Origin of the sequence: Hymenobacter latericoloratus (genome assembly GCF_014199535.1) — a bacterium.
In the GTDB taxonomy this organism is placed as follows: domain Bacteria; phylum Bacteroidota; class Bacteroidia; order Cytophagales; family Hymenobacteraceae; genus Hymenobacter; species Hymenobacter latericoloratus.
Genome location: NZ_JACHNV010000003.1, coordinates 394,479 through 413,350, shown reverse-complemented (window position 1 = coordinate 413,350; position 18,872 = coordinate 394,479). Strand labels below are relative to the sequence as shown.

The window sequence follows — 18,872 nt, the reverse complement described above, 5'->3', positions numbered from 1 at the left end:
AGGGAAACTAACTCTAGCTTTTAGCTCTAGCCCTGCTAGCCCCATGACCTCTTCAAACCCGATACGTCCTTTTACTCACCGCGTACTACCGGCCCTGGCTGCATTGGCCCTGGCGGCCAGTTGCCGGGTAGCAGCGCCCACCGTGCAGCCCGCGGCGGCCACCATGCCAGCCGCCTTCCCAGCCACCGCTGCTACCTCTGATTCCGCTTCCGTGGCCGACCAGCCCTGGCGGCAGTTTTTCGGGGACCGGAACCTGGTGGGGCTCATTGATACGGCCCTGCAAGCCAACCCCGATTTGCGCACGGCCATTCAGCGTATTGAAATTGCGCGGGCCAACCTGCAGGTGCAGCGCGGGGCCCTGCTGCCCACCGTGAACGGGGTGGCCAGCGCCGGCGTGGAGAAATTCGGTGATTACACCCTCAACGGTATCGGTAATTACGACACCAACCTTTCGCCCAATATTGAGGGTAGGCAGCGCATTCCGAACCCTACCCCCGATTTCTTTCTGGGCCTACGCAGCTCTTGGGAGCTGGACCTTTGGGGTAAGTTGCGCCAGCGCCGACAGGCCGCTTACTTGCGGGTACTGGCCTCTGAAAAGGGCCGGCACCTGGTGGAAACGTCCTTAGTGGCTGAGGTGGCGCGGCTGTATTTCAACCTACTAGGGCTGGATAACGAGCTGGCCGTACTCAACAAAAACCAGCGCCTGCAGGAGCGGGCCCTGGAAATTGTAAAGGTGCAGAAACAGGCCGGCCGCGCCAACGAGCTGGCCGTACAGCAGTTCACGGCCCAATTGCTGCGCACCCGCAGCCTGGAAGCCGAGGCCCAGCAGCGCATTGCCGCCACCGAAAACGAGCTAAACCGTCTGCTGGGCCGCTACCCCCAGCGCATTGCTCGGGGCCTGCCCATCTTGCAGCAGCCCCTACCCGCTCAGGTGCAGGTTGGTCTGCCGGCTTCCATGCTCCTGCGCCGCCCCGATGTGCAGCAGGCCGAGCTGGAGCTGGTAGCCGCCCGCGCCGATGTGTCGGCGGCCCGGGCTGCCTTCCTGCCTTCACTCACGCTTACCCCATTCATTGGCGTGAATGCCTACCGCGCCTCGGTACTGTTTAACTCGCCTGGCTCTTTGGCCTACGGGCTCCTGGCCGGCCTGAGCGCGCCCCTGCTCAACCGCAACGGCCTGAAAGCCGACCTGCGCCGCTCGGCCGCCGAGCAGCAGATTGCTTACAACGACTACCAGAAAGCCGTGCAAACCGGCTTCGAGGAAGTAGGTACCAGTCTGCGCGGCATTGGCAACTACCAGCGCATGTTTGACTTACAGCAGCAGGAAGTAGAAGCCCTGAACAAAGCCGTAAGCGTCTCTGATGACCTCTACAAGGCCAACTATGCCTCCTACCTGGAGGTAGTAACTGCCCAGCGCAGCGTGCTGGATGCCGAACTAAACCTGACCCAAACGCGCCGCCAGCAGTTCCTGCTGCTCATTGACCTCTACCGCGGGCTTGGAGGCGGCTGGACGCCCGCGCCGGCCGCGGAGCCTCAACGGTAGGCGCCGGCGGAAGCCTTTCGTTTGCCAGTGAAGGCAGGAAAGCTGCCGGGCTACATTGGGCATCCTTATCGTTAGTGCAACCTTACCGGGGTAGTAAGGCTCTTTTCGGGGCCTCACTACCCCGGTTTATTTATTCTTGCTACGCTCTATCTGCCTGCTGCTGGCGCTGGTGCCGCTTGTGGCCACCGCGGCTCCGTCCCCGCTACCCCTCTCGCCCCGCGAAACCCGCAACCTCACGGCCCTGACCAAGTTAGTGGGCGACGTGAAGTACTTCTACCCCAACCGCTACACGGCGCGCCTGAGCTGGGAAGCCGTGCTGGTGCGCAGCATTCCGGTTGTGCGCCGGGCCCCTACCGATGCCGCCCTGGCCCGCACCCTCGCCAGCCTGCTTCTGCCCCTGGCTCCGGAGGTACGCATCCAGGTAGCGCCCGAGGCCGTACCGGTTCCGGCGGCGCTTTTACTGGCTGCCACTACCTACTACTTCTGGGAGCACCATGGGCTAGGACTCGATAAAACCGGCCTGCCAGTAGTGCGGGTGATGATGCAGCTGGCCGCTTTGCCCTACGCCAGTGCTATCCGAGAGGAACCAAAGACGGTGGTGGACAGCCTGTTTCCCGGTGGTCAGCACCAGTACGTAGCCGCCCTCACCGATTCTGTGCGCCTGGTGCTACCCCTTATACTGACTCAAACCCAATACCGACAGCCACTGCAGCGCCAGTTGGGGCACCGGGTCCGGCGGCTTATGCCATCTGAGTCCTCCCACCGGCTGGCTACCGTGATGCTCACCTGGAACATTATTCAGCACTTCTACCCCTACCGCGAGGTGCTGGCCGAGGCGCAGTGGGAGGCCGCCCTAGCCCTGGCGTTGCAACAAGCCGCTAACACGACTACCCAAGCGCAGCTTTTGCAGGCCTGCCGGGTTCTACTGGCCCGCTTGCCCGACCGCCATGTGCGCATGAGCCCCAAAACCCGCACCGGCCTCTCCATTGTGCCACCGCCCTGGGCCCTGCAGCTCGCCTGGGTCGAAGGGCAAGTGGTAGTGCGCCAGTCGCCCCAACGGCTGCGGCCGGCGTTAGCACCGGGCACGGTGGTAACACAAGTCAGCGGCCGCCCCGTAGCTGAGCTTCTGACGGAGCTTGAGGGTTCCATTCCGGCCACCAGCCCCGTAGTGGCCCGGCAAGTAGCCACCGAAGCCCTGCTATCTGAACTGGCAGCTATAGCGCCCACCGCGAACCTAACCTTGCAGGACAGCTCAGGGGCTTCGTATTCTTATTCCCTCGCTTTCAAAACGGTGCAGGGCAGCCTGTACCACCAGTTGCCGCCGGTGCGGGAGGTAACGCCCGGCTGCTTTTACCTGGATGCCGCCCGACTGCGCTACGCCGATTTCCGGCGGGCCTTGCCCCAACTGCAGGCGGCGCGGGCCTTGGTAGTGGATATCCGCCAGCGCCCTACCTACGATTTGCTGCGGATACTACCCCACTTCTCCCCTCAGCCCCTTCTGCCCGACAGCACGGCTACCCCGGTGCTTCGGAAACCCAATTTCTACCATGTCACTTTTCGCGGAGCTACCACCCGGGCCCAGGCGCCGCAACTGCCGCTTCTCCCGGCTTCAAAGGCCTTCTTGGTGGGCCCCCACACTTACAGCTACGGCGAAACCATTGCGGAACTGGTGCGCCGGCACCACCTGGGGCTTTTGGTGGGCCAGCCTACCGGCGGCACAAACGGGGAAATGAACTTTGCGGCCGTGGGCCGCGCCTACCTGCTCAGCTGGACGGGGCGGCGGGTTATGCATCGGGGGGTAGGGTATCAGGGCAAGGGCATTGCGCCAGACATTTTGGTTGTTCCTACTCGGCAAAACATCCGGCTGGGCCAAGACGCTGAGTTGGCCCGAGCCCTAGAGCGGCTACAGTTATCTGCGCCCCGGTAGCACACGAAAAATAAACGCAGATACGGGTACTACCCCGTGTTGAAGCAGAGGAGTTAGCCTTCTTAGCAAGCTGAACTATAGGGTCTTTCGGGAGAACACTGGGCCAACAGAATCTGGGGCATGCCTCAACACCGACGGCCTGCCCCGCGTATTTTCTGCATCCACTACCAACCACCTGTCCTATGGCTACTTCCACTGCTCCCGCTGCTACCTTCCGTCTGGGCGGCGATTTGACCATTAACCGCATGGGCTACGGGGCCATGCGCATCACCGGCGACGGCATCTGGGGGCCGCCCCAGGACCACGACGAGGCCATCCGGGTGCTGCAACGGGCCGTGGAGCTAGGCATCAACTTCATTGACACCGCCGACAGCTACGGCCCGAACGTATCGGAGGAGCTGATTGCCGAAGCCCTGCACCCCTATAAGTCGGGACTGATTATTGGTACCAAAGGCGGACTGCTGCGCACCGGTCCTAACCAGTGGCCCATTGATGCCAGCCCCAACCACCTGCGCCAGGCCCTGGAGGGCAGTCTGCAGCGCCTCAAGCTTGATCAGATTGACCTCTACCAGCTTCACCGCGTTGACCCCGAAGTGCCGTTTGAGCAAACCCTGGAGTTTCTGCAGCAGGTGCAGGAAGAAGGCTTGGTGAAGCACATCGGCCTCTCGGAGGTAACCGTGGAGCAGATTCAGCAGGCCCAGCAATACGTGAAAGTGGTGTCGGTGCAGAACATGTACAGCGTGGACAACCGCAAGTGGGAGGCCGAGCTGAACTTCTGCGAGAAAAACGGCCTGGCCTTTATTCCGTGGTACCCTTTGGCCGGCGGCAATGAGGAGGCCCTCAACAAGCTGACCAAAATTGGGCAGAAGTATAACGCCAGCAAGCAGCAGGTGGCCCTGAGCTGGCTGCTGCACCGCTCCCCCAACATTCTGCTGATTCCGGGCACCTCCAAGGTGAAACACCTGGAAGAAAACGTGCAGGCCGCGTCCCTGTCCCTTACCCTCGACGATATGGCCGAGCTGGAAAACCTCGGCGGCAGCTCTTCGGATTCCGAGTAAGCCGCCATGGTAACCTCAGGCCCGGTTCGTACAAAGCACTACGGTAGCTTTTGCATGAACCGGGCTTTTCGTGGCCGCCAGCGTCTGATGGCTACCCCCATAGGCCTACCCCTTCTTTCGCCCTCAACCCTACCCCCTTCCCCGCCATGAACCGTTTCCTTCTCTCGATCCTCGCCCTCGGCGCGAGCCTGCTGGCGCACGCGGCCGCCGGACAATCGGCGCCCAAGCCCGCCGCGCCCAAGTACGTGCGCACGCCCACGGGCTTTCTGCTAGTGCTGCGCCAGGGCGACAATGTGCTGCAGGAGCTGGAGCAGCTGACCACGCGGGAGAAGATTCCGGGGGCCAGCCTGGCCGGCATTGGGTTTGGGCACCCCACGTTCGGCTTCTGGAACGCCCAAACCAAAACCTACGACCCCAAAGCCTTCCGCGACGTGGAAATGGCCAGCCTCACCGGCAGCATCGCCTGGAAAGATAACAAGCCGGCCCTGCACCTGCACGGCGTAGCCGCCGACAAAACGTTTGCCACCGTGGGCGGCCATATTCTTTCACTGGAAGTGGGCACGGGCTCCATGGAAATTACCGTAACCGTGCACCAGCAGCGTCAGATCCGGGAAATAGATGCGCGCAACGGTGCCACCGTGATGAGCTGGTAAGGTCCCCGCAACTCGCTAGATGGGCTGCGGCCGCGTGCGTACCTTGCGCAATGGTAGGGCCGCCTATACTGGGCCCGGCCGTCGTGTTTACATGAGTAAGACTATCCAGATTGGCGGGCTATCCGTGGAAGTAGTGCGCAAGGCCATCCGGACCATGCGCGTAACAGTGTATCCGCCGGCGGGCCGGGTGCGGGTGGCCGTTCCCTTGCGCCTGCCCGAGGAAACCCTACGGGAGTTTGTGCTGTCCCGCCAGGCCTGGATTCAGAAGCACCAGGCGCGGTTCGCCGCCCTACCCCCGCCGGCCGCCCAAACCTACAGCGCCGGCGAACCGCACTACTACCAGGGCCGCCCCTACGAGCTCCGCGTGCATGCCACCACCAGTCGCCCCCGCGTGGTTCTCACCGACGAGCACCTGGATCTGCACATAGCGGAATCGGCTACCGCTGAGGAGCGGGCGGCCGCGCTCAACGCCTGGTACCGCGCCCGCCTGAAAGAGCAGATTCCGGTGTTGCTAGCTCACTGGGAGCCGATTGTGGGCGTGCGGACCGAGGCCTGGGGCGTGAAGCAGATGCGCACCCGCTGGGGTACCTGCAACATCGGGGCCCGCCGCATCTGGCTGAGTCTGGAACTAGCCAAAAAGCCTCCGGGCTGCCTCGCCTACGTGGTGGTGCACGAGCTGGTGCACCTGCACGAGCGTCTGCACAACGCCCGTTTCTGGGGCCTGATGGACCAGTTCATGCCCGACTGGCGCCAGCACAAAGCCGCCCTCCAAGCCAACCCCACCGGCCCGCAACCTACCGGCGACGACGCAGATTAAACCACCCTACCTGCTTTGAGGCTGGTAAGTCTATAGAGGTAACTGAACGATAAACGAATAAACGTCATGTCGAGCTTGCCGAGACATCTCGCGTGCTGACGTTGGGCCGGTGATTCAACGATTCGAGCGAGATGTCTCGGCAAGCTCGACATGACGGCATTACAAAACCGTACACAGCTCTAGCCTCACGCTTCAGCTTCCTACCTCTCCACCGCCACCAAACCTGCCGCCCGCCACGGCGCTGCCGGCCGCAGGCGCGTACACCCCAGAAAACGTGTACTCTATAACCGCAAAAGCATGGCCTCTCAAAACGATTTGCAACGCTTTCTGGACGCCCAGCGCACGGATTACCCGGTGGCGTTGGCTGAAATAAAAAATGGCCGCAAGCGCAGCCACTGGATGTGGTATATCTTCCCGCAAATCCGGGGCCTGGGCTTCAGCGAAACGTCGAAGTTCTACGCCATTCAGGACCGCGCCGAAGCGGAGGCCTACCTGCAGCACCCCGTGCTCGGACCGCGCCTGCTGGAAATATCCCGGGCCCTGCTCGCCCTGCCCGGCACCAACGCCACCGCCATCTTCGGCAGCCCCGATGACGTGAAGCTCAAGTCCTCCATGACCCTGTTTTCCTGCCTGCCCCACGCCGACCCGGTCTTTGAGCAAGTACTAGACAAGTTTTTCCACGGCGACCCCGACGGCAACACCCTGCAGCAGCTCAGCCGCTGATCTGCTGGCTCTTTCGGCCACTTGATGACGTCATTAGCATGTGTCATGCTGAGCCCCGCGCAGCATCTCTACCCCTGGCTAACTGCTGATGGCAGAACGATAACCGCTCCATAGCCCAGGGTTAAAACCCTGGGCTAGTGAACCGCAACGAGGCAGTAGAGATGCTTTAGCTGAAGCATTCTGCTTTCTACCCTCGCAGAATTCCCTCAATTCGCCCTAACTCTTCCGCGCTGAATTGCAGGTTATCCAGGCAGCGCAGGGAGTCAGAAAGCTGGTCGGGTTTGCTGGCCCCGATGAGTACGGACGTTACCCGCTCGTCGCGCAGAATCCAGCTCAGGGCCATCTGGGCTAAGCTTTGGCCGCGCTCCTGGGCCAGGGCGTTGAGCTGCTGCACTTGACCCAGGCGCCCGGGGGTGAGCTGGGTTTCGGTGAGGAAGCCTACCCCCTTGGCCACGCGCGAATCGTCGGGGATGCCGTGCAGGTACTTATCCGTGAGCAGGCCCTGGGCCAGGGGCGAAAACGGGATGCACCCTATCCCTTCCGCACCCAGCAAGTCCAGCAGGCCGTCTTCCACCCACCGCTCAAACATGGAGTACTTGGGCTGGTGAATCAGGCAGGGCGTGCCCAGTTCGCGCAAAATCCGCATGGCCTCGGCGGCCTCCGCGGGCTGGTAATTGCTGATGCCCACGTATAGGGCCTTGCCCTGGCGCACTACCTGGTCGAGGGCGCCCATGGTTTCTTCCAGGGGCGTATCGGGGTCGGGGCGGTGGGAATAGAAAATGTCCACGTACTCCAGCCGCATGCGCTTAAGGCTTTGGTCGAGGCTGGAAATGAGATATTTACGTGAGCCCCACTCCCCGTAGGGCCCTTCCCACATGTGGTAGCCGGCCTTGGTGGAGATGATGAGCTCGTCGCGGTAGCCGCGGAAATCCTCTTTCAGAATGCGGCCGAAATTGGTTTCCGCCGAGCCGGGAGGCGGGCCGTAGTTGTTAGCCAGGTCAAAGTGGGTGACGCCGCTGTCGAAGGCCCGGCGCAGGGTAGCCCGGAAGTTCTGGAGCACGTCCACGTCGCCGAAGTTGTGCCAGAGGCCGAGCGACACGGCCGGCAGCTTCAGGCCGCTGCGGCCGCAGCGGCGGTACTGCATGGTGGCGTAGCGGGCGGGGTTGGGGTGGTAGGGCATGGTAGGGATAGATGGCGTGAGGCGGCAAGTACGCCGAAACCCATGGAAAGCAAGCGCAGCCACAGTGGTTTCTTGCGCCCGTTTCCCGGCGGCCGGCGGGTAATCAGGTGTAGCGGATAACCGCCATATTGCCTTCCACTACTCCCCCCTTGCTTGCGCCAAACCTTTCCCAACCACATGCCTCCGCCAATCCGCTCCCTCCGGCCTTTCATCGGGGCCAAGGATTTTGCCGTGTCGCGCAGCTTCTACCGCACCCTCGGCTTCACGGAAACGGTAGTGTCACCGACCATGTCATACTTCGCGCTGCAAGGCGTGGGCTTTTACCTGCAGGATTACTACGTGCCAGACTGGGTCGGCAATACCATGCTCTTTCTGGAAGTAGACGATGTGGAGCAGTACTGGCAGGAGCTGACGGCCCTGGATTTACCCGGCCAGTACCCGGGCGTGCGGGTGCTGCCCATCCGGCAGGAGGTCTGGGGCAAGGAAGGCTTCGTGCACGACCCGTCCGGGATTCTCTGGCACATCGGGGAGTTCACTAAACAGTAGTTACGTTCCTTCCTACTGCCTACAGCCCAACCTGTTGCTTATGAGGCTGTTTTTAGTTTCCACTTTGCTGCTGGCTCCCCTGCTGGATTTCTGCCTTCAATCAGTCAATACTATACCTGCTCGTATTCGGCCCGGATGGAAAGATACAGAAGAGCTACACGCAGGTTCTAGGCTATGCTATAATTAACGGCTTCAACTAGTAAGCTAACTAGTGCAATTGTAGTAGCCAACGAGCTAAATAAATTCCCGGTTGAATTCTCTGCTTGGTTGAATCAGGAAGGCAGGAAAGGTTCGAGGACGCAACGCCTGACGTGTATACAGTTCTTCCGTATCGTTTCACCAACGTACATATGGTAGGTGTATGAGCGAATGGAGAATTACTATCTATCATATAATGACCAGTCACATTCATTCTTAACGTAGTAGTGTCCACTCTGCTACCCTCTAAGAAAATACTATCCTGAACGTTGTGCCTTACTGCTAACAACGAAGCTCCGGTTGGAGAAATGATTAAGCGCTTAAGTTCATTATCAGCCCGTCCAGGGCGTATCTCGACTACCAGTATATCTAGTGGAAATTGACTCGCTTCAAAAGCACTGATTTGCTTTTCAAACTCATCGAATTTAATCTGCATCGGTTCCTGCAGTTCTGAGAATGTGCATGTATGGGGTATTGCCGTAACAGCATTACTATGGTGTAGGGTATGAGTACAGGCAGATACCATCAGCCAACTAATAGCGACTAAAAGATTATACGGCTTCATAGAAGACAGACTCATCTTGGTCCGCTAAAGTTAAATTCCTCCCGACCTTCGGCCACCTTTTCCCCGATTTCGTTGTTACCAACGATTCGCATAAGAACCCTAAAAGTTGGCTGAACAACCTACCTATACTGACCCGTACGCGCTGGAAAAAGAGCTGCGTAAGGTACAGGCCCTCATGAAGCTCGAGCAGCAGGAGGACCTCGAACAATTCAAAATCAAAAGCGCCCAGGCCACCATTGCCGAGCGCCAGAAGCGGGGCCTGACCTGGTACCCGGTCAAAATCACCTCCGAGGACATTGGCTTCGGTGGCAAGCTCGTGCTGGAGCTGGAGCGCCCGGCCGGAGCCGGGGGGCTGCACCTATTCCAGGTGGGCAAGAATGCGGCCCTGTTCGGGAATATTCCCGGCCGCGCCGCCACCGACCGCCCCACCCTCTCGGGCGTGATTACCAGCGTGAAGCGCAACAAAATCCTACTGGCCACCACCAAGGAAGACCTGCCCGACTGGGTGGAGGAAGGCAAACTGGGCGTGGACCTAACCTTTGACGAGGTCAGCTACCGCGAGATGGAGTACGCCCTGGGCAAGGTCATGGGGGCCTATGAAAGCCGCCTGGCCGAGCTGCGCGACGTGCTGCTCGGTGCCAAGCCGGCCCGCTACAAACCCGAGTCGGAAGCCACCCTGTACTACCCCTCCCCCCTGAACGAAAGCCAGCTGGCGGCCGTGCGCCACGTGCTGGCAGCCCAGGACGTAGCCATTATTCACGGCCCGCCCGGCACCGGCAAAACCACCACGCTGGTGCAGGCCATTCTGGAAACCATCCGGCGGGAGCGGCGGGTGCTGGTATGCGCCCCCTCCAACACGGCCGTGGATTTGCTCACCGAAAAGCTGGCCGAGCGCGGCGTGAACGTCATCCGCATGGGCAACCCCTCGCGGGTATCGGACCTCTTGCTGGAGCACACCCTGGATGCACAGATTATGGCCCACAAGAGCTACCCCGAGCTGAAAAGCATGCGCCAGACCGCCGAGCAGTACCGCGAGCAGGCTGGCAAGTTCAAGCGCCACTTCGGTTGGGAGGAGCGCGAGGAGCGCCGCCAGCTTAAGGAGCAGGCCCACCTGCTGTTGCAGGAGTCGGACCAGCTGGAGCGCTACATCACGGAGGACCTCTTGGAGCAGGTGCAGGTAATTACGTGCACCCTGGTGGGAGCCAGCAACCGCGCCATCCGTCACCTCACCTACGAAACCGTGTTCATTGACGAGGCCGCCCAGGCCCTGGAGCCGGGCTGCTGGATTCCGATTACCAAGGCCAACCGCGTAGTGCTGGCCGGCGACCATCAGCAGCTGCCGCCCACCGTGAAAAGCGAGAAGGCCGCGGCCCAGGGTCTGCGCGAAACCTTATTCGAGAAGTGTATCCGCCGCCAGCCCGAAACGGCCCGCATGCTGGAAGTACAGTACCGCATGCACGAGCAGATTATGGAATTCAGCTCGGAGCAGTTCTACGAGGGCCGGCTGAAAGCCGCCCCCAGCGTAGCCCACGCCGACCTGCCCGACTACGACCTGCGCTTCGCCCCCGATATGGCCGTGGAGTTTCTGGACACCGCTGGCTTCGGCTTCCAGGAGCTGGGCATCGACGAGAGCCGCTCCATTGCCAACCCTGAGGAAGCCGACCTGCTCTTGAAGCGCCTGGCCCAGCTGCTGGAGCCCTACGACGCCGCCGACCACACCGAGGACCTGCTTACCATCGGCGTCATTGCCCCCTACCGCGCCCAAATCAACTACCTCAAGGATGCGGTAGAAGACAACGACGAGCTGACCGGCCTGCTGGAGCACCGCATGCTCAGCATCGGCACCGTGGATGCCTTCCAAGGCCAGGAGCGCGACATCATTGCCATCAGCCTCACCCGGAGTAATGCGCAGGGCGAAATCGGCTTCCTCTCCGACATCCGCCGCATGAACGTGGGCATGACCCGCGCCCGCCGCAAGCTGCTCATCGTCGGCGACTCCAGCACCCTGGGCTCCCACCCCTTCTACAAAGCCTTCCTCGACTACGTAGAAAGCATAGGAGCCTACCGCACCGCCTGGGAGCTGCAGTAAGCGGTGAGATGGTGAGTGAGTGCAGTGGCGAGTTGTCATTGCGAGGAGGCACGACGAAGCAATCCGTTCTTCTCGTAGCACTACCCCTTAAGAATTGACAAGCCCTTGACGACTGTCCTAGCGTCAAGGGCTTGTCAGTTTAGAGGATTTATTACACGCAGAAGACGGATTGCTTCGTCGTGCCTTCTCGCAATGACATCCCTACTTGCCACTTCACCGACTCACTACTTCACCGCCTACCTCCGTATTTTTCCCGCGCCCCGTACTAACACGGAAAAGCCCTGTTCACCATGAACGGGGCTTTTTTTTGTGCGTACCACGGCTACCACCCTACCCCCTTCCCTGTCTATGAAAACCTACACTATTGTCATTCACGGCGGCGCCGTCACGATGGACCCCGCCAAAATGACCCCGGACCTGGAAGCCGCCATTCGCCAGGGGCTGCGGGAGGCCCTGCAGGCCGGCTGGGAAATTCTGCACCGGGGGGGCTCGGCCGTTGAGGCGGTGGAGGCCGCCGTGTGCAGCATGGAAAACAACGAGCATTTCAACGCCGGTCGGGGTAGCAGCCTCAATAAGCAGGGCGAGGTAGAAATGGACGCCTCCATTATGGACGGCCGCACCCTGCGGGCCGGGGCCGTAAACAGCGTCCGGTACGTGAAAAACCCCGTTAGCCTAGCCCGCGCCGTGATGGAACGATGCCAGCACGTGCACATTTCCGATGAAGGGGCCGTGGAGTTTGCCCTGCAGCATGGCCTGACCATGGAAGCCGTGCACTACTTCGAAACGGAAAAAGCCCGCCAGGAGTGGCTGGAAATCATCCAGGATGAGGAAAAACAGCCCCAGGAGCACGACACGGTAGGCGCCGTGGCCCTCGACCAGGATGGCAACCTGGCTGTAGCTACCAGCACCGGCGGCATCGAAGGGCAGCTCAAGGGCCGCGTCGGCGACTCGCCCATCATCGGGGGCGGCTCCTATGCGGCCAACGAGGCCTGCGCTGTATCCTGCACCGGCGACGGCGAAGTAATCCTGCGCGGGGCCCTGGCCCACGAGGTGTATGCCCTGGTAAAGTACCGTGGCCTTGCTGCCCCCGAAGCCTGCCGCGAAGCTGTGCAGCTTCGCGCCGAAGACCTGCAGGGCGACAAAGGCTTCATTGCCATCGACAAAGACGGCAATGTGGCCATCGAGAGCAACACCAACGTCATGCGTTGCGCCTACCGCATCGGCGAGCAGGAGCCCTTCGTGGCCGTGTGGCGCGAGGAGGTGCGGTAATACCCACCATACTCCTGTCATCCTGACGAAGGAAGGACCTTTACCACGAGTAATTACACCTGGTAAAGGTCCTTCCTTCGTCAGGATGACAGATTTTTACTTCAGGCTGATATACGACATGGTGTGTGGGGCGTCGGAGCGAGTATTCACGAAGTTACGCTCGGGCTTGTCGAAGTCCGACACGTAGAGGCGCTGGCCTTTAAGCAACACTTCGGCGGGCTGATCCAGCAGGCCGTCGCGGCCGTCGGTGTCGCCGTTCTGGGCCAGCGTCGTCACGGCCAGCGTTTTCAGGTCGATGACTTCAATAGCATTCTGGCGGGAGTTGCAGACGTAGGCTTTGTCGGTTTTGCGGTCAATCACCAGCCCATCGATGCAGGGAATCTGCTTGCCGGTGAGCGGGAGGGTTTCCTGCGAGGCCAGGGTGCCATCGGGTTTGAGCGTGACGCGGTAGAACTTCCCGTCGCCGAAGGAGCCGGTGTACAGGCGGCCCTGGCTGTCGTAGTCGAGGCCGTCGGCGCCGTTGTCCACGTTGGTTTCGTTGACCGTTGTTGTGAACAAGGCCAGCACGTGCGGATCCTTGGTTTTGGGTTGCAGATGAATCGGGCCCTTGCTGAGTTCGGCCAGGGTAAAGCGGAAGATGGCGCTACCCTTGTCGTTGCCGGGCAGGTCCCATTGGCTGTCGGTCACGTACAGGGTGTTGCCCTTCCAGACCACCGCGTTGGCCAGGCCAAACTTATCAACTACCGTCTCCACCTTGCCGGGCTTGCCGTTTTCCACCCGCACCCGCATCAGCCTGGATTTGAAATCCTTGCTGTTTTCATACTGGTTTTCGGCGTAGTATAGATTCCCGTCGGGCCCGAAGGCCAGGTCCATGGGCGCCGCCTTTTGGGTGGTGGGCTCCACGGGCAGATTGGTGAGGTAGGGCGCCAGCGAGTCGCCGGTCATTTTCAGGAGCACGGCGGGGTAGGCGTTGTTGGCCAGATTAGGCACGGAGAGGATGATGGTGCCATCCGGAGCCAGGGCCAGCCCGTCGGGGGTGTTGTGGGCCTCGTCAAGGGTGTAGAGCAGCTGGGGCTGCCCGATGGTGGCCACCGTATCGGCGGCGGGCGGCACGTGGGTGGCGGTGGAGTCGCCGGGCTGGGTGGCAGCGGGCTGCTCGGCTTTGGGCTGGTTTTGCTGGCAGCCGGCCAGCAGTGCGCCGCCCAGCAGCAGCGTAGTGAGGGAAGAGTTCATAGGACCAGGAGCAGGCGCAAGGCGCAGAGTAGAAGGCAGTTTTCTGCTCCAGCTTAACGGGGCCGCTGCCCGGCAGTTAACCGATGCCATAATTTTACAAAGCGGCCTGCTACCCAGGAAAACGCAGACTACCCCACCCCGGCGCCGACAATTCCGGGCTATTTCCGTAACTAGCCTACCGAAACCCAATTCTCCACTTCCAGCCCCGGACGTCCTTGTCCACCCGAAGTATGGCCCAAATCAGCGAAAACAAAGTCGTTACCATCACCTACGACCTGAGCGTAACCGACGAAAATCAAGAGAAAGTCCTCGTAGAATCGGCCGAGGAAGACGCGCCGATGGTGTTCCTGTTCGGCCAGAGCGGTCTGCCCGAGGAGTTCGAGCGTCAGCTCGATGGCAAGCAAGCCGGCGAATCGTTCAGCTTCTCCCTCACCCCCGAGCAAGCCTACGGTGACTACGACCAGCAAGCCGTAGTAGACATCCCGAAAAACGTATTCGAAATCGACGGGCAGATTGACGAGGAAATGCTGCAAGTCGGCAACTTCCTGCCCATGGCCGACAACCAGGGCCACCACATGCAAGGCAAAGTAGTCGACATCGGCGCCGACTCGGTGAAGATGGACTTCAACCACCCCCTCGCCGGCATGGTCATGCACTTCGACGGCAAAGTAGCCGCCGTCCGCGACGCCACCCGCGAAGAGCTCGACCACGGCCACGTCCACGGCGAAGGCGGCCACCATCACTAGGCCGTTGTCAACATTCTGATAGTAAAAACGGGGCCGCTTGGCCCCGTTTTTTGTTGTTCACATTTCATATTTGTTCTATGCGCCAGCACTGCGCTGTGATTATAGGGGGCTTGATTCTACTCTCAGCCTGCCATGATAAATCGAAGAAAGTAGCCGATACAGCTACCAAGCCTGCTACCCCAGCGCCAAGTCAACATCCTGCGGCAACGTCAACAAAAACGTTTCTTATTGATACACTTGCTATTCTAACCAACAGAAATCTAGACAAACTGCTTCTACAAATTGAGCAGGACAGCTTGATAGAGAGTCGAAAAACGCGTGATATTCCGCCTATTATTCAGTCGTTCTTAAATCAGCACGGCAGCTTTACTATAGCCGACTATGGCCAACCATTCAATGCCACTGATAACATAGTAGAAGAGCGGCCGAACCGTCAGCTGCTTTATTTAGGTATCGGCAATCAAACTGTTCTGATGACCTACTATTTAGGCGGCTTCGGTCTTTCTGAGCGCGTTCTTCTCTTCGAGGTCAAGGATAACAACATCACAGATTTCTGGACTGGCTATCTAAATCCTGATGCATTCGACAAGCGACGGATTATTCAGGTGTTGCGGGCTAACAAGGACAAAAGCTGGGGAGTCAATACGAATGCGCTATATCTGTAATATGGAAATTCATGAGGTTGCGGTTGGAAATTTCATTGAACTGGACGGATTGATTGGGGTAGTTGTCGGTATTGAACCGAATGAGGATACGCCAGAGGCTAGCCATGTTGCCGTTTGGTTTGGAGCCGATGCCCAGCAGCGTATATCAGAGGGAGGTTCTGGAAACCTTGTACCAGAGGTCTGGACTGTGCCAATAGAGTATTGTAACCGGGCCAATCCACCTATTTTTCGCCATTGACAGAAGGATATTTGACGCTCAATGCAGTTGAAGCCGGTAGCCTGCTAGCCCTTCTCTGTCCTAATAACCGCCGCTACCCCCACCCGCAGCTCCGGCCAGAACTCCCGGAAATCCTGCTCATACGTGGGTAGCTCCGCCAGAAACGCGGCACCGCCGGTAACCAGCACGGCCGCGGCGGGCACCCGGCGCGAAAGGCCCAACAAGGCCCGCTCCAGGCCGGCGGGGTGGGCGTAGCCGGTCAGCCAATTATGAAGGCGCATGTAGTGCAGCATTTCCTGCAGGCGCTCGGGCAGCTCCTGGCGGCGAAGGTGGAGCAGGGCGTACATACGCTGGGCAAAAATCGGCAGGGGTTCGGCCGCATCGGGGTGGTAGCGGGCGAAGTCGCGGGCCAGCAGGTGGTCGTAACCTACGTCGGCTACTACCCCGGCCCACTTGCCTAGGCCCGCCGCGCGCAGGCGGGCCGTGGTGCGGCGCACGGCCGGGTGGGCATCGGTGAAGGAGTCGATAAAGCGGTGGAGCCGAATGCCTTGCTGCACGGTTTCGGGGTAGGCCAGCAGACCGGCCCGGCCACGCACGGCCTCGGCGGCGAAGTTGCCCACCACGATGTCGGCGTAATGAGGGGTAGTAGCCGGCGAGCCGGAAAGCAGCAGATGGGCCAGGAAGTTCATGGGCAGGTGTACGATGGGCAAAGATGGCACAACTGAACCTTCGGGCGCGGGGCGCGTATTTCCTGAACCATCCTACTCTACCAAAACCAAAACCTGACCATAATGGCTGAGCAAGTTGCCCAAAGTCACGACGTGACCAAGCTGATCGAACGAATCCAGGATATCAAGATTGCCATGCTGACCACCGCCGACGCGGAAGGTGGCCTGCATAGCCGTCCCATGTACACGCACAAGCCCGAGGCCGATGGCATTCTGTGGTTTTTCACTGAGAAAGATTCGGCCAAGATTTACGAGGTGCGCAAAGACCAGCACGTAAACCTGGGCTACTCCAAGCCCGACGACAACCTCTACGTGTCCATTTCCGGCACGGCTTCTATTGTCACCGATCAGGCCAAGATCAAGGAGCTGTGGAGCGAGGGCCTGCGGGCCTGGTTCCCGAAAGGCCCCGAGGACCCCAACATTGCCCTGCTGAAAATCAGCATCGACCGGGGCGAGTATTGGGACCAGCCCAGCAGCGTGCTGGTGCGGGCTTTCGGCTACGTGAAGGCCGTGGCGACCGGTGAGCGGTACCAGCCCACCGGCGACGAGCACGCTAAAGTAACCCCAAGCTAGAAGGGCTACCCCCTCTAGCATGGCAAAGGCCGGAAGCAATTCCGGCCTTTTTTGTTGTTTCGTGCCGGCGTCGGTTCCAGCAGAGGAGCGCGGAGGCTTGCGCAGAGGGTTCAGAGTCCTTATTATCCCCTTTCATCGTGCTTACTACCCTTTCCATTCTTACCCTGCGGCCCGACCAGAAACGCTGGGGATTTGCGCAGATGGGCACCGCCCAGCGGCCGCTGCAACGGGTAGCAGGCCTGCGGTTTCAGAAGCTGCTCGGGAGCGGGGCCGGCGGCTTCGGAGCGCTGCCCAACCTGCGGCGCTACGGTTTCATGGCCGTGTGGGAATCGGAAGCAGCGGCCGCCCGCTTCTTTGCCGAGCACCCCTTGTGGCAGCAGTACCGGCAGCGCACCGCCGAAATCTGGACCGCCGAGTTAGCTCCCCTGAAGTCGCACGGCCTGTGGGATGGGCAGAACCCCTTCGCCTACCCCTCCGAAACCGCCGAACCCTCCGGCCCCGTGGCGGTGCTCACCCGCGCCTCTATCCGGTGGCAGAAAACGCCCCGCTTCTGGCGCTACGTGGCTCCTACCAGCGCCACCGTGGCCCACGCGCCCGGCGTGCAGGCCGCCATTGGGCTGGGCGAGCTGCCGGTAGTACGGCAGGCCACGTTCAGCCTCTGGGAATCGCAGCAGGCCATGCAGGACTACGCCTACCGCAGCGAAAAGCACAAGCAGGTCATCAAGCTCACCCGACAGGAGAACTGGTACGGCGAGGAGCTGTTCGCCCGGTTTCAGGTGGTGCGCACCGAGGGCACCTGGGACGGCCGGGCCTTGTAACAAGCGCGGGCCGTCAAATTCTTGCGCGGCTGCTTTCCGGCTGCCGAAACCCCACCCCATACCCGTGTGCCGGCCGCCACTACCGCAATTTTATACGCCCTGCCCCGCTGGCTTAGCCGCCGACGGCAGAAGTGGCAGCAAAATCCGCTTAGCGAGCTAAAAAGCCGGTTTGCCGAGCACTACCCTTGGTTTATCCTTGCTTTGGCACTGGAGAAGATCAGGCCCTTAGGGTGGTGTGGGCGAAGCCCATACGGCAAAGTTTTCTATCTTGGCGGGCTACCATATTATTGATATTTCCTATGATTTGTCCAGTTGCCTCTTTGCAGAAGCGCATTACTGTATTGAATGCAGTGCAGTTCCTCGCCGGTGCAGTGGCCTGGTTCCCTACCCCCGGCTGTGCGGGCAAGGTGGTATGCGCCGCTTGGGAGGCCAGTTGAGGCCAACGGGTAAGTGGTTTTCTTGTAAAAGGGCAATCAACCAGTAATTTACGCTAGACCTTGCATCCTATGTATAGCTTCACCCTTATTCCCGGAACCGTTTTTGATGCCGAAGGCGGCCCGGCCGGCGCTCCTTATGCACCGGGTAAAGACTATACTTCCACCCGGCACGGCCGGTTTGTTATCGGTAGCGTTGGGCCACACGTCAGTAGCTCTAAATGGCGCTACTCCGTTATTCCCTGGGGAGCCCCCATTCGGCTGGATGCCAAGAAGTACGTGGAAGTCCAGATCAATGGCCGCTGGGTGCATTTACATACCCTCCGAAGCTGGCGCGACGATTTTCTGACTGACCCGGCCGGAGCCAGAAAGGAGCTTGAGCGGGAATACGCGAGCATGAGCAGCTGGCTGAAACGGCAATTCGGTATGGGCGAAAAAGAGTTTCTGCCCGGAAGTTGGGGCGGAGCACTGCCCAAGTACTGGATGCTGAATGACTTCGGACAAGTAGCCATCAAGTATTTCGTTGACTACAATGGAAACCGGAAGCTGGACAGCAACCCGAAGCGTGGCGTAAAAAAGGAGGAGTTGCTAAGTGATTTTCTGCACACAACCTCTTACTACGAAATGGTAAACGTGCTCAACCGCGAGTTGCACCGGAAAGTAACTATGCAGCCGGGCACGTCGCATGGGTGCGTGCATATGGTTCCCAATGTCGTGCAGGATTGGGTCAAAAAAGGCATCCTGAAAGTGGGCGCCACTCTCCAGATTCATGACTATGCCGTCACCTTGGTTCCCCGAGGCTTCGAAAAGCCAGAGGGCAGTGTCGGGCAGGAAATTCATTTTTTCCCGGGGGCCAAGAAAATAGCCTTGTACAATGTGGTCAAGAAGTAGCG

At 60.2% G+C, this 18,872-nt stretch carries 17 protein-coding genes; 14 read left to right on the top strand and 3 right to left on the bottom strand.

Annotation, left to right across the window (positions count from 1 at the left end; all coding sequences use genetic code 11):
• Positions 1 to 43 precede the first annotated feature (43 nt).
• From GGU46_RS12230 to GGU46_RS12205, 6 genes are all read left to right on the top strand, one after another.
• Positions 44 to 1,540 (top strand): efflux transporter outer membrane subunit, encoded by a 1,497-nt coding sequence (locus GGU46_RS12230; RefSeq protein ID WP_183403818.1) that lies wholly within the window; start codon positions 44 to 46, stop codon positions 1,538 to 1,540.
• 136 nt (positions 1,541 to 1,676) lie between these two features.
• On the top strand, positions 1,677 to 3,467 hold the full coding sequence (locus GGU46_RS12225) for a S41 family peptidase (protein ID WP_183403817.1): 1,791 nt from the start codon (positions 1,677 to 1,679) through the stop codon (positions 3,465 to 3,467).
• A 182-nt stretch (positions 3,468 to 3,649) separates the two neighbouring features.
• The gene (locus tag GGU46_RS12220) at positions 3,650 to 4,525 is read left to right on the top strand and encodes an aldo/keto reductase (protein WP_183403816.1); all 876 of its coding nucleotides are present in this window, start codon (positions 3,650 to 3,652) and stop codon (positions 4,523 to 4,525) included.
• A 146-nt stretch (positions 4,526 to 4,671) separates the two neighbouring features.
• Positions 4,672 to 5,178, top strand: a complete 507-nt coding sequence (locus tag GGU46_RS12215; RefSeq protein ID WP_183403815.1) for a PPC domain-containing DNA-binding protein — start codon at positions 4,672 to 4,674, stop codon at positions 5,176 to 5,178.
• A gap of 91 nt (positions 5,179 to 5,269) precedes the next feature.
• Positions 5,270 to 5,995, top strand: coding sequence for a M48 family metallopeptidase (locus GGU46_RS12210; protein ID WP_183403814.1), 726 nt, complete (start codon positions 5,270 to 5,272; stop codon positions 5,993 to 5,995).
• 297 nt (positions 5,996 to 6,292) lie between these two features.
• On the top strand, positions 6,293 to 6,718 hold the full coding sequence (locus GGU46_RS12205; protein ID WP_183403813.1) for a DUF1810 domain-containing protein: 426 nt from the start codon (positions 6,293 to 6,295) through the stop codon (positions 6,716 to 6,718).
• A 187-nt stretch (positions 6,719 to 6,905) separates the two neighbouring features.
• Here GGU46_RS12205 and mgrA read toward each other — a convergent pair whose 3' ends face one another.
• Positions 6,906 to 7,898, bottom strand: a complete 993-nt coding sequence (gene mgrA / locus GGU46_RS12200) for an L-glyceraldehyde 3-phosphate reductase (RefSeq protein WP_183403812.1) — start codon at positions 7,896 to 7,898, stop codon at positions 6,906 to 6,908.
• A 177-nt stretch (positions 7,899 to 8,075) separates the two neighbouring features.
• On the opposite strand from mgrA, the gene GGU46_RS12195 reads away from it, so the two are divergent.
• The 3 genes from GGU46_RS12195 to GGU46_RS12185 all read left to right on the top strand — a co-directional run bounded on the left by GGU46_RS12195 (position 8,076) and on the right by GGU46_RS12185 (position 12,565).
• Complete coding sequence (locus GGU46_RS12195; protein ID WP_183403811.1) at positions 8,076 to 8,444, top strand: VOC family protein; 369 nt, start codon at positions 8,076 to 8,078, stop codon at positions 8,442 to 8,444.
• An 869-nt stretch (positions 8,445 to 9,313) separates the two neighbouring features.
• Positions 9,314 to 11,296, top strand: coding sequence for an AAA domain-containing protein (locus GGU46_RS12190; protein WP_183403810.1), 1,983 nt, complete (start codon positions 9,314 to 9,316; stop codon positions 11,294 to 11,296).
• A gap of 348 nt (positions 11,297 to 11,644) precedes the next feature.
• Entirely contained in the window at positions 11,645 to 12,565 is a 921-nt protein-coding gene (locus GGU46_RS12185; protein WP_183403809.1) for an isoaspartyl peptidase/L-asparaginase family protein, read from the top strand.
• A gap of 96 nt (positions 12,566 to 12,661) precedes the next feature.
• Here the strand turns inward: GGU46_RS12185 and GGU46_RS12180 are convergent, their stop codons facing one another.
• On the bottom strand, positions 12,662 to 13,798 hold the full coding sequence (locus GGU46_RS12180) for an SMP-30/gluconolactonase/LRE family protein (protein ID WP_183403808.1): 1,137 nt from the start codon (positions 13,796 to 13,798) through the stop codon (positions 12,662 to 12,664).
• A gap of 230 nt (positions 13,799 to 14,028) precedes the next feature.
• On the opposite strand from GGU46_RS12180, the gene GGU46_RS12175 reads away from it, so the two are divergent.
• A complete protein-coding gene (locus GGU46_RS12175) occupies positions 14,029 to 14,544 on the top strand; it encodes an FKBP-type peptidyl-prolyl cis-trans isomerase (protein ID WP_183403807.1) in 516 nt (171 codons plus the stop codon).
• A gap of 77 nt (positions 14,545 to 14,621) precedes the next feature.
• Complete coding sequence (locus GGU46_RS12170) at positions 14,622 to 15,209, top strand: hypothetical protein (RefSeq protein WP_183403806.1); 588 nt, start codon at positions 14,622 to 14,624, stop codon at positions 15,207 to 15,209.
• 282 nt (positions 15,210 to 15,491) lie between these two features.
• On the opposite strand, the gene GGU46_RS12165 is transcribed toward GGU46_RS12170, so the two are convergent.
• A complete protein-coding gene (locus tag GGU46_RS12165) occupies positions 15,492 to 16,136 on the bottom strand; it encodes an acyl carrier protein phosphodiesterase (RefSeq protein ID WP_183403805.1) in 645 nt (214 codons plus the stop codon).
• Between the two features lie 81 nt (positions 16,137 to 16,217).
• On the opposite strand from GGU46_RS12165, the gene GGU46_RS12160 reads away from it, so the two are divergent.
• The 3 genes from GGU46_RS12160 (at position 16,218) to GGU46_RS12150 (ending at position 18,870) form a co-directional block, all read left to right on the top strand.
• Entirely contained in the window at positions 16,218 to 16,727 is a 510-nt protein-coding gene (locus tag GGU46_RS12160; protein ID WP_183403804.1) for a pyridoxamine 5'-phosphate oxidase family protein, read from the top strand.
• A gap of 137 nt (positions 16,728 to 16,864) precedes the next feature.
• Complete coding sequence (locus GGU46_RS12155; RefSeq protein WP_317171910.1) at positions 16,865 to 17,545, top strand: spheroidene monooxygenase; 681 nt, start codon at positions 16,865 to 16,867, stop codon at positions 17,543 to 17,545.
• 506 nt (positions 17,546 to 18,051) lie between these two features.
• Positions 18,052 to 18,870, top strand: a complete 819-nt coding sequence (locus tag GGU46_RS12150) for a hypothetical protein (RefSeq protein WP_183403803.1) — start codon at positions 18,052 to 18,054, stop codon at positions 18,868 to 18,870.
• The last annotated feature ends 2 nt before the right edge of the window (positions 18,871 to 18,872 follow it).

Coding starts and splice junctions, on each gene's coding strand:
- GGU46_RS12195 (WP_183403811.1), top strand. CDS start 8,076: ATGCCTCCGCCAATCCGCTCCCTCCGGCCTTTCATCGGGGCCAAGGAT.
- GGU46_RS12230 (WP_183403818.1), top strand. CDS start 44: ATGACCTCTTCAAACCCGATACGTCCTTTTACTCACCGCGTACTACCG.
- GGU46_RS12205 (WP_183403813.1), top strand. CDS start 6,293: ATGGCCTCTCAAAACGATTTGCAACGCTTTCTGGACGCCCAGCGCACG.
- GGU46_RS12170 (WP_183403806.1), top strand. CDS start 14,622: ATGCGCCAGCACTGCGCTGTGATTATAGGGGGCTTGATTCTACTCTCA.
- mgrA (WP_183403812.1), bottom strand. CDS start 7,898: ATGCCCTACCACCCCAACCCCGCCCGCTACGCCACCATGCAGTACCGC.
- GGU46_RS12180 (WP_183403808.1), bottom strand. CDS start 13,798: ATGAACTCTTCCCTCACTACGCTGCTGCTGGGCGGCGCACTGCTGGCC.
- GGU46_RS12160 (WP_183403804.1), top strand. CDS start 16,218: ATGGCTGAGCAAGTTGCCCAAAGTCACGACGTGACCAAGCTGATCGAA.
- GGU46_RS12220 (WP_183403816.1), top strand. CDS start 3,650: ATGGCTACTTCCACTGCTCCCGCTGCTACCTTCCGTCTGGGCGGCGAT.
- GGU46_RS12185 (WP_183403809.1), top strand. CDS start 11,645: ATGAAAACCTACACTATTGTCATTCACGGCGGCGCCGTCACGATGGAC.
- GGU46_RS12150 (WP_183403803.1), top strand. CDS start 18,052: ATGTATAGCTTCACCCTTATTCCCGGAACCGTTTTTGATGCCGAAGGC.
- GGU46_RS12210 (WP_183403814.1), top strand. CDS start 5,270: ATGAGTAAGACTATCCAGATTGGCGGGCTATCCGTGGAAGTAGTGCGC.
- GGU46_RS12175 (WP_183403807.1), top strand. CDS start 14,029: ATGGCCCAAATCAGCGAAAACAAAGTCGTTACCATCACCTACGACCTG.
- GGU46_RS12215 (WP_183403815.1), top strand. CDS start 4,672: ATGAACCGTTTCCTTCTCTCGATCCTCGCCCTCGGCGCGAGCCTGCTG.